Annotated in this window: 11 protein-coding genes; 2 read left to right on the top strand and 9 right to left on the bottom strand. The window is 53.8% G+C overall.

The features are described from left to right. Positions 1–40: 40 nt before the first annotated feature. Positions 41–1,525 carry a spore germination protein gene (locus MKY74_RS35540; RefSeq protein WP_084204301.1) on the top strand — a complete coding sequence of 495 codons (1,485 nt, stop codon included), beginning with the start codon at positions 41–43 and terminating at the stop codon, positions 1,523–1,525. Positions 1,526–1,637: 112 nt separating this feature from the next. Beyond that, positions 1,638–1,904: a zinc-binding dehydrogenase gene (locus MKY74_RS35840; protein WP_076176890.1), complete on the top strand. Its 267-nt coding sequence runs from the start codon at positions 1,638–1,640 to the stop codon at positions 1,902–1,904. A 919-nt stretch (positions 1,905–2,823) separates the two neighbouring features. Here MKY74_RS35840 and MKY74_RS35535 read toward each other — a convergent pair. From MKY74_RS35535 to MKY74_RS35495, 9 genes are all read right to left on the bottom strand, one after another. Further along, on the bottom strand, positions 2,824–7,653 hold the full coding sequence (locus MKY74_RS35535) for an OmpL47-type beta-barrel domain-containing protein (protein WP_144025561.1): 4,830 nt from the start codon (positions 7,651–7,653) through the stop codon (positions 2,824–2,826). Between the two features lie 33 nt (positions 7,654–7,686). Next, positions 7,687–8,970 carry a glycosyl hydrolase family 28 protein gene (locus MKY74_RS35530; RefSeq protein WP_244169472.1) on the bottom strand — a complete coding sequence of 428 codons (1,284 nt, stop codon included), beginning with the start codon at positions 8,968–8,970 and terminating at the stop codon, positions 7,687–7,689. After that, positions 8,925–9,110, bottom strand: a complete 186-nt coding sequence (locus MKY74_RS35525; RefSeq protein WP_244169473.1) for a hypothetical protein — start codon at positions 9,108–9,110, stop codon at positions 8,925–8,927. The genes MKY74_RS35530 and MKY74_RS35525 overlap by 46 nt, the downstream gene beginning before the upstream one ends. Before the next feature lie 94 nt (positions 9,111–9,204). After that, positions 9,205–10,785: an extracellular solute-binding protein gene (locus MKY74_RS35520; RefSeq protein ID WP_076176892.1), complete on the bottom strand. Its 1,581-nt coding sequence runs from the start codon at positions 10,783–10,785 to the stop codon at positions 9,205–9,207. A gap of 61 nt (positions 10,786–10,846) precedes the next feature. Next, positions 10,847–11,710 carry a carbohydrate ABC transporter permease gene (locus MKY74_RS35515; protein WP_076176893.1) on the bottom strand — a complete coding sequence of 288 codons (864 nt, stop codon included), beginning with the start codon at positions 11,708–11,710 and terminating at the stop codon, positions 10,847–10,849. Positions 11,711–11,742: 32 nt separating this feature from the next. Then, positions 11,743–12,717, bottom strand: a complete 975-nt coding sequence (locus tag MKY74_RS35510; protein ID WP_076176894.1) for an ABC transporter permease — start codon at positions 12,715–12,717, stop codon at positions 11,743–11,745. Positions 12,718–12,891: 174 nt separating this feature from the next. Further along, a complete protein-coding gene (locus tag MKY74_RS35505) occupies positions 12,892–15,120 on the bottom strand; it encodes a helix-turn-helix domain-containing protein (protein ID WP_076176895.1) in 2,229 nt (742 codons plus the stop codon). Positions 15,121–15,292: 172 nt separating this feature from the next. Further along, positions 15,293–15,466, bottom strand: coding sequence for a hypothetical protein (locus MKY74_RS35500; RefSeq protein WP_167372960.1), 174 nt, complete (start codon positions 15,464–15,466; stop codon positions 15,293–15,295). Positions 15,467–15,604: 138 nt separating this feature from the next. After that, a complete protein-coding gene (locus tag MKY74_RS35495; protein WP_144025563.1) occupies positions 15,605–15,955 on the bottom strand; it encodes a hypothetical protein in 351 nt (116 codons plus the stop codon). Positions 15,956–16,094 lie beyond the last annotated feature (139 nt).

The raw sequence follows: 16,094 nt of genomic DNA, 5'->3' as shown, positions 1-16,094 counted from the left end.
CTAAACCTCTGTTGGATAGAATACCCACGAGGTGTGATTTATGGACATATTTGCAAAAATTAAGCATTTTTTTGTAGCCGGGGAACAAGAGAAAACAACAGTCAAAGAGCCGGAAAAAAATGAGCATCCTTCGCTAGAGCACACGATCCGGCAGTTCGAAAATTCGATGGATTTTATCCACCGGACCTACCCGCAATGCAAAGTGGATGTCATCTATTTGGCTTTTCTAGTCGGCAATGACCAGCTGTTACAGGAAATCATCCAGCCCTTTACCGATGCGGACGAAGAAGAAGTCAAAACCGTCCTTAGCCGTTCCCAATATGTCGTCGTGGTAGACAGCAAGGAGTGCATCAACGGCATTCTAAACGGCAAGGCAGCTGTTTTCGTTCGAGGCAGCACTTATTTGGTTGATATCGCCAAACCGGCCGGACGTACCATCGAGCAGTCCGAGACCGAATCGGTCATCTCCGGTCCCCATGACGGCTTCGTGGAGAATATTGGACAGAACCTCGGTGTTTTGCGCCAAAGATTAAAGAGCTCCCACTTAAAGTTCGTCAAGCTGGAGGTCGGAGAAGTCGCCAAAAACATCGTCGTCATCGCTTATATTGAAGGGCTCGCCAATCAGGAAATTGTCGACGAGCTGATCAGGCGGATCCAAATGATTGAATATAACGCCGTTACCGATTCCAATATGCTGATTCAGTTCATTGATGAGAATCCCAACTCCATCTTCCCGCAATTTATGACAACTGAGCGTCCGGATGCGATTGTGTCCAAGCTGGTCGGCGGCAGGATCGCCGGATTTGTGGACGGCAGCCCGTCGGGCTTTACCTGCCCGACTAACTTCTTCGATTTCTTCTCATCGCCGGACGATTACTACCAGCGATGGCTTATCGGCACGGCGCTTCGTATTTTGCGTTTCATCGGCTTCCTGATTACGATTTCCTTCACCGCTTTCTACGTATCCGTCACGACCTACCATTATGAAGTGATTCCGCACACGATGCTGCTTAATCTGACGGAATCCCGGGCCAAGGTCCCGTTCCCTCCGCTGCTCGAAGCGCTGCTGATGGAAACGACGATCGAGCTGCTGAGGGAAGCCGGAGCCCGGCTGCCGACCAAGGTCGGACAAACGATCGGCATCGTCGGCGGTATCGTCATCGGACAGGCTGCGGTTCAGGCTGGGTTTACGAGCAACATCCTGATTATTGCCGTCGCGATATCAGCGATCGCTTCCTTCGTGATCCCGAGTTATATCATGAGTGCATCGATCCGTCTCATCCGGTTCGGGCTGATCATCATGGCCGGTATTCTGGGGAATCTAGGTCTGATTATGGCCATCGGCATGGTGGTGATCCATTTGGCGGGAGTCACGAACATGGGGACCTCTTATCTCACGCCCCTGGCCCCCATCAACTTTAAAGACATGCTGGACACTTATATCCGGGGACCGTTCTGGGCTTTGCGCAGTCGGCCGACGATAACGAGAACCCCCAACAAGAAAATCAACAAAATGCGGAAATAGCGGCGGTGATGGACTGTGAACGAAAAATTAAACTTTTCATATTGCCGCCGCATAGCATGCCATCGCGGCTTTTGCGGAATATTGAGTTGCTAAAGCCCAATAGCTGATAAAAATGCCTGAAAGTCTCACTTTTGATGATGCGGCAACAATTAAAGCAGGAGCCGAAGCCGCATGGAAAGCGCTGTGCACTGAAGGTGAACTTCCAGCTAGGCAAACCGTTCTCCTTCATGCGGCCGCAGGCGGCGTTGGACAATTTGCCGTTCAGTTGGCCAAGTCGAAGGGAGCTACCGTGATCGCCACGGCTTCAACCTCTAACCTAGACTTCGTCAAGTCATTGGGTACCGATCACAGCGAAACAACTGTAATGCGGTCCGGGTGATTTTCTACAGCTCCGGATCACGGTAAACTGCTACAACACGGTTTCCAGACCACCGCTGCTGCAGTTACCCCGGGTCAATTACCATCAGTGACGGCACAGCCCTCAATAAAATGCCGAAGCCTACTCGCACCCGCCTATTATGTAAGTATAAATTAAACCGGAAAGCATGCGGCTTTCCGGTTGATCTAATCCTAAGTTGCTCCAGTTACTCCGGTGGCTCCAGTTACTCCGGTGGCTCCAGTTACTCCGGTGGCTCCAGTTGCTCCTGTTCCTCCTGTAGTTCCCGTTGATCCGGTTGCTCCCCTCTCACCTGTAGGGCCTGTCGCACCGGTTGGACCGGTTACGCCTGTTGGACCCGTGGCTCCGATTGTTCCCGTAGCTCCGGTTGCGCCTGTGGCTCCCCTCTCACCTGTAGGGCCTGTCGCACTCGTTGGGCCGCTTACGCCTGTCGGTCATCATCCCCAGCTAGGGGTGACACCGCTCGCCCTACGTAATATGGCGACTCCGTGTTGGCAAAGTTAATTAGTGACTTGTCCGCAATGCTTGGTCAAGGTCAAAGATGACAGTATTGATCTCCCGCAATATTGGCTCCCCCTTAGTGTGAAAATCCGTCATATAATATACCACATATTGGAATCCCCCTGCCCGTTAGTTATAGGTTTGACTGGTTTCTCTTCAATACTAAGTATGCGTCTACCTTCGATTTCAGGCACACCATACGCTCTGGGTCATGACCTACCTTGATAAAAATTTTCGCTCCCCGATGTTAATTTCGAACCGCTGAACATGAGCATATATGTCATCGTTAAATACGTTATCAACAAGGATCACAACCACCCTGTCTATCCCTACATATGATTCGGCAAGCCCTAGTGCCTGCGCTATTCCCCCAGGCCTAGATCGTGACCTGCTTTCGGGCTCAGAGCTCCACCCTCGGAGCGCCTCTATCCGCTCCAATGCTTCCTTCTGCCCCATCTGTATTCGGCTGATCGCTGGACTGATCATGCGGCACCGTGACGGTAACCGTACGGGCTGTTTGATTGCCCGCTTGATCGGTCGCCGTATACGTAATGGTATATGTGCGTGACTTTTCGGCACGCAGGCGGAATGACGTGGCTGCCGAGCCGATTTCGGCTTCGATATCGTGCGGATCCCGGTCCGGTTCACTGCTCGTAATGGACGTTAACACGACGGATTCGACGCCTGAACCTTCATCTTCGGCCACCGGTATGGCCTGCACCTGAACCATTTTATGATTCGGCGGCCAAATGGCCGTTTGATTGAGTCGAACGTCGAGCGAAGGCGCCGTCTTGTCAATCTTGACGGTAACCGTATGCGGCTGCTCGGCATTTCCGGCATTGTCGACGCTCCAGTAGACCAGCGTGTGCACGCCCTCGTCGGTCAGCGTCACCGAAGTCCCGGCCTGCTCTTCCCCTCCGTTTACCGTATACACGGTCTTCGCTACGCCGGATTCCGCGTCCCCAGCCATAAACGATACGTCCGCATCCGTGTTTACCCATCCCTGCGGCGCGTCAGCCACCGTCACCGGAGGTATCGAGTCCTGCGTCTTCACGGTGCCATGCAGCCTCAGTTCCGCCATGTTACCGAACCAATTGCTTCCGTTAAAAATCCGAATGTAGCGGTAAGGCTGCGCCGAATTTACGGTCAGCCGCTGCCAATCTGCAGTAGATACCGCAGCGGGAGAGAGGGTCTCCCATGCCGCAAGATCGTTGGAGCCTTGAACTACAGCGCCTTTGATCCGCGTATAATACTGATCCTGCAGCGCGATGATCTCGACGCTCGAAAGCGCGGCTTGGTGTCCTTCTTTGAAATCAAAAACGATGTACCCTCCATACCCGCTGCCGTTTACCCGAAAATCGGTGATGCTGCCCAAATCGCCGTCAAACAGGTTGGAAGCTGTCTTTAACAAATCTGCCGGGTTTCTGCCGCTCGAATCGCTCAAGTTCGTATTCCCGATAACATCGATCACATCCGATTCGTCGACAAGGGTGAGCGACGTGTTGTCGGTTGTTGATACAGCGGGAAACCCGTCCGCGCCGCCCTCGCTTTTATACTGGATGGTGAACTTAACATCTCCTGGCACGGCTCCTTCGCTCATGAGCGCTGCCGCAGTCCAGTTAAAGCCGTCTTCGGAGCGCGCCTCCGCATGCTGGCCTTGGATCGTCACGTTAACGTCATGGATTGGCTCCTTGGATTTAAAGCTGAGCGTCACCGTATCCCTCGGAACGATCCTGCCCCGCAAGCTCAGCTCCGAGCCGATCGACACCGTATCGATGAGATTGCTCGACTGCACGCCGCCGTACAGCCTGAGTTCAGCCATATTGCCGTACCAATTCCCGCCATTGTAAATCCGGATGTATCGATAAGGCTCATGGCCACTGACATGAAGCGTCTGCCAATCGGCCGTCGATACCGCCGGCTGGGAAATGGTCGTCCACGATACACGGTCGTTAGAACCCTGTACGACGGTTCCGTTAATCCGGTTATAATATTGGTCCTGCCTGGCGATCAGCTCGACCTTGGACAGCGTCACCTCGCCCCCGTCTTTAAAATCAAAAGCGATATACCCGCCATATCCGCTGCCGTTTACCCGAAAATCGGTGATCGTGCCCAGGTTGCCGTCAAACAGGCTGCGGGCCGCAGCGAGCAGATCATCCTGATTTCTTCCGCTCGAATCGCTTAATGCGGCAATTTCCAGCACATTACTGATCAGCCCTGACTCCTCGGCGAGAAACAGGCTAGACCCGTCGGTCGTAAATATCGTCTCTGCCCCTTCGGTACCGTCATTTGCTTGGTACTTGATGCTGAATTTGACATCGCCCGTCGGGGTACTTGCATCCGTCACCAACGAAGCGTTCCAATGCAATGGATCCGTTGTTCTGACGTCCGCGTCTTCGCCCTGAATCTGCACATGGACGTTATGAATCGGTTCATTTGCCTGGAAAGACAGCTTGATCGTATCTCCCGCGACGATCCGGTTCCGCAGCGCTTGATCGGAGTGGAGCGAAACCGATTCCAGCTTATTCATCGTCTCATGGCGCTCGCCGAAAATCCGGAATTCTGCAAGCTCCAGCATCGTGCCGGGCGGCTCGATCATCTGTATTTTCAGGAAACGGTAAGTCTCGTTTTCGAGTCCTTCCTGCACCTCAAGACGCTGCATGTCTTCCACGGCCTTGGTGGTTCCTGGGGTTAGACGGGTCCAGTTCTCTTGATCATTGGAACCATACACGGCTACGCCGCCGATCCGTTCCGGGAAGCTGGCTCTGACCTGAAGGTCGAAGGCATGCGCCGACACGGTATAATTCGGCCCGAAGTCCAGGTAATGGGTCAGATTTTGAGCCAAATAATAGCCGACAAAGCTGTCGGGGGAGTTATCGAGCAGGTTGGGAACCTGATTGCCGAAAGTCGTGGAAACGAGCATATCCCGGTAATTCATGCTGCCGTCCGACAGCAGGGGCGTCAGCAACTGCAAGCCGGAAACCGCCTCGCTGAGCTCCGCCAATTTTTGATAAAACTCCTCATCCGACGCACCGGAAACGGCGTCCATTACGCCCGCATACACCTGCCGGAAATGCTCCAGTGTCGAAGTGATATAGCTCGTATGTTCATCGTATGGAGCGATCACGGCCTCGACGGCCGATGTTCGGTCGTGTGCCACCACGACCTGGACTTCCTTCGCCGTGACCGATGTGCCGTCTGAAGCCGATACGACAAACGAGTACGTCCCGGCCTGTGCCGGCTTCCAGGAGAAAGCCCCCGTATGCTCGTCGATGATTGCCCCTTCCGGCATTCCGTCAGCCTGGTAGGTGAGGGTATCGGCGCTCCCTGTGTCCGTGGCGGAAAAATCAGAAACGATGGCCGCTTCGGACCCGGCATACCCGAATAAACTCACAGCTTCGCTGCCTGCGTCAAACGCCGGAGGAGTCAGCTGATCGCCCGCTTTGATGTTGATATGATCCACGTCCACGATCGTACCGGGGCCTTTGACGGTAAAATAAATCAGATCGCCAAGAAACTGAAAATCGTTCAGCGTGTACGTCACGTATCTCCACTGCCCCTTCGTATCGGGAAACGTGAGGCTGTCGTCGATCCCAAGGTTCATCTCTAGCTTGGCCGGGCCGTTCGTCCGGATGCGGAAGCCAATCTTTTTCTCGCCGACAGCGGAACCGACAAGCGCGATTTTACTGCCATTCTCCGTGCCTTGGATTTGAACGAAAGAAACGTCCCCTTCCTGCTTTGCCGAAGACTGGCCGTCAAACGAGGTGAAACGGTCTTCGATCTCCCTTACGTCCGGATTCGTGATCGCTTTCGGGAGCAGCTGGCTCCCTTCGGACTCCGCTTCTTTCGGGATAAACAGCCAATAGTCTCCCCCGCCGTCCGGAGACTCCCAATAAAAAGGCAGCCTTTTGTTAAACATCTCGGTAAAATACGGAGCTTCCTGCTCCATATTCACTCCCGCTTCATACTTGTAATAATAGTAGAGGTCATAGACGTTTCCGCCGATCCTCCCTCTGTAGCCGCCAGCCAGCTGTTTATAGACAATGGTCGGATTTCCGGCGGGATCCGTGTGTGCGGCAACCGGGGTCCACGGTGTGTCATAGCCGATCATGTACCGGGCAAAATAGTCCGCTGCCTTTAATATGCGCCGGTCAAGAAATTCATAAGGATTGACCGCATTGGCCGCGGCAGACACGGTTCCCTCCACAGGGTCGACTTTGGTTCCTTGCGCGAGCAGCAGTCGCGAGATGATCTCCGCGTTGGTGATGTCTCCGGCACCATGCGCCTGATCCCGGCCCATTTCGACGTGCTGCACCCTTGGCGGATCGACCTTTTCCCCGGTCAAAATGTTCGTATCCACCAACCGGAACAACGCTTTAATTGCCCCGTTCTGGCCTTGGTCCACCGCCGTTTTATTGACTGTAAACCATTCTACGCCTTCGTTGTACCGGTCCCGGTTGCCGGTAAAAATATACCCCGACATTGCTCCCAGGAGTGAATAGAGATGCTGGTTCATAAACCGGTCGTTGTTGTGCTGGAACGTGTTGATCACCGGGTTGATGAGATTCGCGGAAAATTGGGCGGTATCCTGATCCGTCCACTTCAGTTCCTCCGTCGGCGTATCCGTATATCTAAGAATCTCTGCCGCCGTCACCATCCGGTACAGCGGGATGCCGGTATGAATGTGCGCATCGTTAAAATAGGCGTATTTCGAAGGGTCCATCTGCGACCAAATCCGGATGATATGCATGGCATTGGACCGATATGCCTCGTCCCCGGTGATGACGTACATCAGTGCCTGGGTGTAAGCCTTCAAACCGTCCGCGATGAACCTCGAATTAAAGCCCTGGCTGTTAAACGCATCGCTGGCCGGCTTATTCGGATCGGCGCCGCTCTGGTTGCTCGAAGTGACGCTTTTCGAGGACGTAGGCGATAGCAGCATTTGACTAAAATACGTGTTCCAAGGTTCCTTCTGCTCTCGGACCTGTGTTCTGACGTTTTCAAGAATCTCCTTCGTCAGCCCGACACCGGGGTGTTTGAATCCGCTTTCATCAATCGTTTCATGAATCGACGGTATGTGATCCGTTAAGACTGACGGCACAGTCGCTTTCGCTGCCGCGTCTTCAGTCGAAAATGGAAGCAAAGCTGCCGCCAGACTAATCGACGCGATCACCGTCATCATGCGCTTTAATGCATGACCTAGCATCCGCTTTTTCCGAGCTTTCATCATGCACACCTCCAGCTTGATATGATTTGCCGTGCTTTACTCGAATTCAATATGCCGGGCATGGCTGCCAATCACGATATTTCCTGATTCTGGGTCCAACATATGGCGGCCGTTGATCCGTACGTTCCGAAACAGCACACTGTTCACGGTGCGGTCCGGGTCAAAGCCTTCGATGACACTAGGATGCCCGCAGTCGCCATCGAATGCCACATCTTCGAACCGAATGTTCTCCACCCGGGAGCCGGGACTCGGATTATATTTCGGATTCTGAAATACACGAATATCGATCGGCCGCCCGAGCTCGAACGGCTCCACCCGGATGGAAGCGAATAGTACGTCCCGAACCGTGTTATGATCCCCGGCATTAATCGCCAGGCAGCCCCAATACCCTTCCTGCGGTTCATGATGCTCTAAAATGTCAATGTTCTCGTAAACGATCCGTTCGATGGTATCCCCCTCATGCCCGTGATCTCCGTGCACGCCGATCATGATTGGATGGGCAACGTCAGCCCATAGAACGGCATTTCGGACCGTGACATCCCGGCTGTCACCGTAAAAATCCCCCCTGCTTCCATAAATGGCGATGCAGTCGTCGGATGTCCGCAAAAAGACGTCCTCAATGTGGACATCTGAACAGGACATCATGTCGATGCCGTCCGACCATCCGCGGGTGCTGAACGTTTTGACGTTACGGATGGAGATCTGCTCGGATTGCCCGATCAAGATGGTATAGTGTGGCGGATCGACCGAAATGATCCCTTCAACGGTGATGTTATGTGAAAATGCAATCTCGACGCCGCGATAATACGTCTCCTTCGCAAAATCGGACATGTACAACATTCCGCGGCCGCGAACCGTCACGTAGTGCACGCGCTCGCAGACCATCGCCCCTTTGACGACGGCGCCGCCGGCGAAATAGACCGTCACGCCTGATGGGATACGAAGCTGAGGCTCGTCGAGCACATGCATACCGGCCTCGAAATAAATCACCGACTTCCCGGCCGTCATCCGCCGCAGGAGGTCATCCGGGTTATGCTTGCCGGGAAAGACGGCCAAGACGTGCGGATCGGCAGGATCGGGCACGTTCTCTTCGAGCGGGTTCGCAAATAGATGCAGATTATGAAACCGGTCGCCATTCACTTCCAGCGACAGCTTGCGCGGCCGGTCGATCGTAAAAGTAACCCGGTTCCCGCTCCGTATGCACTGGATCCCGGCAGATAAAGGCCGTACGACCGCTTCCGCCACCTCGCCTTCGTTCTTGGTCACCTCCACTTCTACAGGTCCGCAGCAGTCAAAATAGACCATGGAGGCATTGCGCACGTCATTGCTATCCCCTTCACGTTATAGATGAACAACGGCTGCCATTCGCCTTGGCTCTGCCGGATCCGCACCGTAAAGTCGGAGTTGCCGACCGCTTCAGAGGGCGCCGGGTAGGTAATTAACCGATCGGTTGTCGTCAAATCGATCCTTCCTTTGCTGTATAAGAACTCCGGCCAAAGGAAGCTCGCCCGTGGCGCACCGCCTCTGGCCGGGTCGTTTATAAGTCCATCCACATTACTTCGTCTTTCTCTCCGCATAAATCTTGTTGACTTCGTCCGTCACTTCCTGGCCGCCGGACTTCAGCCACTGCGCTTTAAAATCGTCGAACGCTTTGTCCGTGTCCGCTTCGCCGGTGACGGCTTTGATCAAATAAGAATCCTCCAGCGTCTGCAGATTCGTCCAGTATTTCGTTTTGCTGTCCAGTACGGCAGGCCCAACGATATCCTGAAGGGGCTCATAGCCGACGTCCAGCTTGGCTTTTAAATCCAGCAGCTCCTTGCTCGTCGTATATTTCGTCATCGACGTATCCACCGAGTTCAACGGATTATAGAAGCTTCCGGCACCGACTTTGCCGGCTTCGGCCTCGGGCAGCTCCTTGGCGACGACAAGATCGCCTTCCATATCATAGTTCACGCCCTTTTGCCCGAACGTGGTCAGCAGCCATCCTTCCGGATCGGAAGCGACGTATTCGAGAATTTCCATGAGCTTTTTCCGTTTGGCATCATCCTTCTCCAGCTGGACGCCCAACAGGACGGGCGCTTGGCGAGCGCCATACGAGAACCCGTAGGCTTTGCCGGCCGGACCGTTGACCGGCTTGCCCGCTACGATGTTTTGTCCGTTATCGAGGGCCGGCTTCGTAATAAATCCGGATTCCTTGTAAAAGTTGCCCCACTTCATGTTGTCGACCATACCGATCTTTTGGCCGGCGAACTTGGTGTTCAGCTCGTTGTTGTCCGTCCTGATGAATTCGGGATCGATGAGCCCCCCTTTATACCACTTATTGAGCAGCTTAAGCGCCGCTCTTGTTTCTTCCGTAATGCCACCCCACACGACCTTGCCGTCCGCCCCCAGTTTGAACTGGTACGGAGACACGCCGTAAGCGGAAAAGACGGAGGTAAACATCTGCGCCGGAAGCTTGCCTCGGCCGGATAGGCCGTACGTATCCTTCTTGCCGTTGCCGTCAGGGTCGTTGTTGACGAATTTGGTCAGCACGTCTTCCAGTTCCTCAAGCGTCTTGGGAGGTTCGTTATAGCCGATTTTTTTCAGCCAGCCTTCGTTATAGCCGGGAATGAAACCCTCGTTCCCTGCGGGCCATACCTTCGGAATCCCCCAGTTCTTGCCCTTGTAGAAGCCGACGTCCCATGCGCCGGCATCGACCGCCTCCAAGGCTTTGGCGTAATTCGGCATCGTTTGCTTGATTTCGTCCGGTGACACGCTGGCGATGATGCCTTGGTCCGCCCACATCGCCATGTCCGTTTCGTTTGCGTCGATCGGAAAAATATCGGGAATCTGGCCGGACGCCAGCAAAATGTTGAACTTGTCCTTCCACGACTGGCGTTCGAATTTAACGTTTTTGATCGTGATGTTGAACTTCTCCTCCAGCTGCTTCTGCACGTAGCTGCCGTCGATACTTGGGGCATTGAAATTATTCGCCCATACGATCTCGATTTTGGCCTCTTTGCCTTCCTGGGCCCCTTGCGTCCCTTTCGCCTGCGGCGTACCCGCTGCTTCCTTGCCGCTGCAGCCCGTCGCAGCAAGCGATACGGCCAGAGCGATGCCCATCACGCCAAGCCAATTTCTTCTTTTTCGTTTCATCTCGAGTGCCCTCCCTTTTGTGTTCTTCCCGTATTATTTTTTTTGATTGGTTCAATTGGACCTAGGCCTTCAGCGAGCCGACCATGGTGCCTTTCACGAAATATTTCTGGAGAAAAGGATAGACGATCAGGATCGGCAGCGCAGTAAACATAATCGTTGCGGCCTTGATCGTTTCCGCCGTCTTGAACATTTCGTCGACGGTGAGAATGGCGCCGCCTTCGGAAGTGATGACGAGCCTTCGCAAAAACAGCTGCAGCACGATCAGCGACTGATCCTGCAGGTACAGCATCGCATCGAACCATGCGTTCCAGTGCCCCACCGCCGACCAGAGCGCCAGCGTCGCAAGCACCGGCTTTGACAGCGGGATGACGAGCGTAAACAGAATCCGCAAGTCGTTAGCCCCGTCGATTTTCGCCGAGTCCTCCAGTTCCGCCGGAATGTTCATGAAAAAGTTGCGGAGAATGAGCATCGAATACGTGCTGATGAGACCCGGGATGATCAACGCCCAACGGGAATCGATGAGGCCCAGCGATTTGACCAACAGGTAGGACGGAATCAGGCCGCCGCTGAAAAACATCGTGACGATGATGACCACCGTGTAAAACTGGCGGTGCGGCAGATGCTTTTTCGCGAGCGGATAAGCGCCCATCGACATAAACAGCAGCGACAGAAACGTCCCGACGACGGTGCGGAACACCGTGTTGCCAAGGGCAAGCCAGATCGTGCTGTCGCTGAGTACTCTTTTCCAGGCGAACAGCGATATTTCTTTCGGGAACCAGTGCATGCCCGGCCGTACCGCTTCCCCGGCGGAACTGAAGGAGATCGCCAGGACGTGGATAATGGGGTAAATCATGCAAATGCTCAGGAGGGCGATAAAGAAGATCAGGATAACCTGGAACACCTTTTCGCCGAAGCTGATGGTCATGCTTGTTCATTCCTTTCGTTCATGGTCAGCCATTACAAGACGCCCTCCTGGCCCATCTTCTTAACGATGAAATTGGTGGACAGCACCAAGACGAGTGCCACGACGTTCTTGAACAGTCCGACGGCCGTCGTCAGGCTGTACTGCCCGTTCTGGAGGCCGACGCGGTACACGTAGGTATCCAGAATATCCGAGACGCCGTAAACGGCGGGCGAATACAGGTTCAGAATCTGGTCGAAGCCCGCGTCCAGAATGCCGCCGACCCTTAAGATCAGCAGGATGGAAATGACCGGGAGGATGGAGGGGATCGTAATATAGAGCGTCTGCTTCCAGCGGTTCGCGCCGTCGATGACGGCCGCCTCGTACAGCTGCTGATCTACGCCAGCCAGAGCCGCCAGGTAAATGATCATTCCCCATCCGACTTCCTTCCAGATCGCCGAAACGACGAGCGTAAACCGGAAATAGCTCTCATCCCCGAGGAAATAAATCGGCTGAAACCCGAGCATCTTGATCAAGTCGTTCACGACGCCGGTATTCGGGGACAACAGCATGATCAAAATGCCGCCGAGGACGATCCAGGACAGGAAATGGGGCAGATACGAAATCGTCTGGGCGATTTTTTTAAACAGCGAAAACCGGATTTCGTTAAACAGCAAAGCCAGAATAATCGGTGCCGGAAAGCCGAATACGATATGGTAGAAGCTGATGACAAGCGTATTCTTCATGATGTTCCAAAAGTCCGGGGACATGGCGAACATATAATGGAAATGCTTAAACCCGACCCATGGACTCGCCCAAATGCCTTTCATAATGTAAAAATCTTTAAACGCGAGCTGAATGCCGTACATTGGAGCGTAATGGAAAATCCCGTACCACAACAGCACGGGAGCCAGCAGCAGGAAGAGATACTTGTTGTTTTTGTACCGCTTCCAGTTGTACGCGAGTCTCGACTCCCTTGGTTTGCCGACCGTCTTCGCTGCGCTTAATTTCGAGGCGTTCGCCGGATGCATGCTTCTAAATCTCCTTTCAACCTGTGATGTGCCTCATCGGCTACGCCTACTGTAAAAGGATGAAAGCGCTTTTTCCATTTCAACTTCATTCGATTTTGTTGGATTTCTTTCAAATGCGGGTTGCAATTTTGTTAAATGCAGCATTTCAATTTCTTTAAAAAAGGAAAAAACAGCCTACAAAGGCTGCTTTGAAGCGGGTTTGCCCCCTTCGCCCGCCGCGGCTTTCCGCTGCCTGTACTGAACCGGTGTCACCCCGTAACGGGCTTTGAATTTGGTGTGGAAATACTGAATGCTGCGGTATCCGACAAGCGAGGCGATTTCCGAAACGGACATATTATCTTGGGTCAGCAGCATGTCAGCTGCTTTTTTGAGCCGGGTGCGGGTCACGTATTCCGTAAATGATTCATTCATGACTTTTCCGAACAAAGTGGAAATATAAGCGGGAGCCAGCGACGCCACTTCGGACAGAACGTTCAATGAAAGATCTTCGTCCAAGTGCTCGTCGATATAGGCTTTCAGTTTCAAGATGACTTCCTCATGCGCATGGTTACCCGATTCCCGGACATGAATCCCGATCCGTTCGGACAAATCGCGGATCGAGCCGATCGTATCAGCAAGTGTGTCCTTTTTCAACTCATCAAACAGGTCGAACGGCGGGACCAGCTGCTGCAGCTCCAAGTCGATGACCGATTCGTACAGTGCCGAGACCATCTGGAGCAAGGCCAGCTCCACCGCTTCAAGCTGCAGGTTCCTCTGCTCAAGAACGGCATAGACCTCGTCGATAAACCGGTTCGCCCGCGTAACATCTCCGGCCTTAAGCGCGTTCTTGAAGATTTCCAGAGGGAACGACGGTGGCTTCGGATCCAGCGTGGCGATTTGTGCATGCGAAACGAGCGCCTCTGGCCCGTAGATGAAGCGGTAACGGTAGGCTTGATGCGCCAAGCGGTAAGACAGCGGAATTTCCTCGATTGTCTGAACCGGGGGACCGATGCCCGCTCCGAATCGCAGCCCGTCCCCGGTCTCCCTCTGCAGCCTGGCCAATGGCTCCAGAGCCGCTGCTTCGTCCACCGCCCCGCCTTCATTCATAAAAAAGACGATGGCTGACTCCTGCGGGTTGAGGATGACAAGTTCGTACGGCATGTGATGACCGCCAAGCTCGTCAATTATCTTGAGCTGTTCGCTGCGCCCATCGACCAGCTGAATATGCGCCACCTGATAGCGGCAATGTCTGGGCAGGGCATCCAAGCGTTCCACGCCGAGACTGGCGCCAAGCAACAAATGTTTCATTTCGTTTTGCTGGGCCTGGGATTCCAGGTTCAGGATTTTCTGGCCCATAAAGCTTAGCGTGCTGTCGATCATCTGGTATTCGTTCGTATTCATGTGATTCAGTCCCGGTAAATTACGGACATGCTGGACCAGCCTCTTCATCGGCAAGTAAAAACGCTTGGAAATCAGATACGAAATGCCGAGCCCAAGCATCAGGACAAAACCACACCCTGTAAAAATTTTCGCTTTGAGCTGCTTGGAAGCGAGCACGAACGAGTCCATCGGCCGGATCATCGCATAAGTCAAACCGCTGCCCGGCCTGCCCCCCTCTAGATGAGACAAGACGAGGGTACCGGTTTTGTTGCCGCTCATCTCGGTGCCGGTGGTGCCCTGGCCGATGGATCGCTGCAGCAGCACCATTTCTTCCTTGGTTGCTCCGGCCGTTTGCATGATGAGCTGTCCGCTCGAATTGAAAATATACAGACGTTCGCTGCCGGAGTTCAGAATGCTGGCAACGGCGCGCTCCAAATATTCCATATCGACGTCGATGTACAAAAAACCCTTCGGGGAATTCCCGAGCGTCCCGTACGGCAAATTTACAACATAGGTCAGCGCTTGGGTTCCTTTCGGCAGCTCCCGGACGATCCACCGGTTCAGATCGGATCTCTGAAGCCCCTTCATGAAGGCGGCGTCCCCGGAATGTTCCGTTTTCGCATAAAAATTGGCACTGTCGACGATATAATCTCCTTGTCGAAAATAAACCGTGACGTTGGAAACGCCTTCAAGAACCTGCTTGAACATGTCCAGGTCCTGCCGAAAAGCAGCGATGCGGCTTAAGTTCCCTTCCCAACCGTTATCGAGCAGTACGTTCAAATCCGAACTATCCCGGATGAACACGGTGGATACGGCTTTGTTCTGAAGCTGGTCCTCATATTTGCGGAGCAGCGTTCGTTCCACATAGTCCTTGGCCGTCTCCAGCCGGCTTCGGCTGTCCCTGGCAATTTCGTCGACCATCATCCGGTTCGCCTGCGTATACAAATATCCCCCGGCAAGGCCAAGGAGTACGACCGCAAGCGCGGTATAGGATACAATCAGGCGACTGAAAAAGGTATCTCTGTAGAAAGGCAGCTTTTTCATTGCGGACTCCCCCTTTTGATTATCGAGCATATCCACGCCAATCTTATTCTGGATATGTCACCGTATTTCCTCCCTCATATACGTCCATTCCGACAGGACTCCGCTATGATGACATGTACAGAAAAGGGCATCCCATCAACCGAAATTCGGTATGGGATGCTCAATTCGGGCATCACAAGGGGGGCATGCATAACGCCCGGCTGATCGTCTCTTTGGAAGTAAAATATAGTTGAACCGGGTCCCCGGGAACGACCCGCTGCTTCAGGGCATTCTCCGATGCAATCGACACCGAGTCCAGATCGCTATGGATTTCGTGGCGCTGTCCCTCGATTCGGAATTCGCTCACCTCAAGTATGGTGCTCTGAGGTGCGATCATCTGCATTTACAAAAAGCGGAATGGCTCTTGACGGTAGGCCTCGTCTAACTCCAGCCTCTGCATATCCTCCGTGAGCCCGGTCATTGCGGACGTTAAGCGGGTCCAGGTTTAGCCGTCGTTGGAGCCGAACACCGAGATGCCCGCGATCCGTTCCGGAAAGCTTCGCCGTCCTTGGATCTGGAAGGCGTCTGCTGACACTTTGAAGCTGCTGTCGAAATCGATCGTGTGGTACAGATCGGCAGCCAGTCCATAGGCCGCAAAAGTATTATCGTCCCCATCCGTGAGACTGCTCAGGTAATCACCGAAGGAGGAAGCCACCACGATTCCCGCTGTATAATCCAGGTTTCCGTTGGGAAGATGCGGGGTTAACGGCTTCAGTTCCATCGCCGCCTGCAGAACGTCGGACAGCTTGCGGTCAAAGAATCTCATCGCTTGTACTGTCGATGGAAGCCAAGGCATCAGCATAGGTCTGCATAAAGTGCTCCAGAGTTGAAGACACGTAGCCCGTGTTGGAGTCATAAAGTGATGCCGTGGCATCCACGGCGGATTTCCGGTCTTCCACCACCTCGAAGCGGACGTTCCGTGTCGCGACGGTAGT

Source organism: Paenibacillus sp. FSL R5-0378, assembly GCF_038009285.1.
Lineage (GTDB): Bacteria > Bacillota > Bacilli > Paenibacillales > Paenibacillaceae > Paenibacillus_AQ > Paenibacillus_AQ favisporus.
This window is presented reverse-complemented; position numbering and strand designations above follow the sequence as displayed.

What these genes read in the sequence shown, in the direction of transcription:
- MKY74_RS35510 (WP_076176894.1), bottom strand. Translation starts at nt 12,717, where the DNA reads ATGCATCCGGCGAACGCCTCGAAATTAAGCGCAGCGAAGACGGTCGGC.
- MKY74_RS35495 (WP_144025563.1), bottom strand. Translation starts at nt 15,955, where the DNA reads ATGCCTTGGCTTCCATCGACAGTACAAGCGATGAGATTCTTTGACCGC.
- MKY74_RS35520 (WP_076176892.1), bottom strand. Translation starts at nt 10,785, where the DNA reads ATGAAACGAAAAAGAAGAAATTGGCTTGGCGTGATGGGCATCGCTCTG.
- MKY74_RS35840 (WP_076176890.1), top strand. Translation starts at nt 1,638, where the DNA reads ATGCCTGAAAGTCTCACTTTTGATGATGCGGCAACAATTAAAGCAGGA.
- MKY74_RS35535 (WP_144025561.1), bottom strand. Translation starts at nt 7,653, where the DNA reads ATGATGAAAGCTCGGAAAAAGCGGATGCTAGGTCATGCATTAAAGCGC.
- MKY74_RS35505 (WP_076176895.1), bottom strand. Translation starts at nt 15,120, where the DNA reads ATGAAAAAGCTGCCTTTCTACAGAGATACCTTTTTCAGTCGCCTGATT.
- MKY74_RS35515 (WP_076176893.1), bottom strand. Translation starts at nt 11,710, where the DNA reads ATGACCATCAGCTTCGGCGAAAAGGTGTTCCAGGTTATCCTGATCTTC.
- MKY74_RS35540 (WP_084204301.1), top strand. Translation starts at nt 41, where the DNA reads ATGGACATATTTGCAAAAATTAAGCATTTTTTTGTAGCCGGGGAACAA.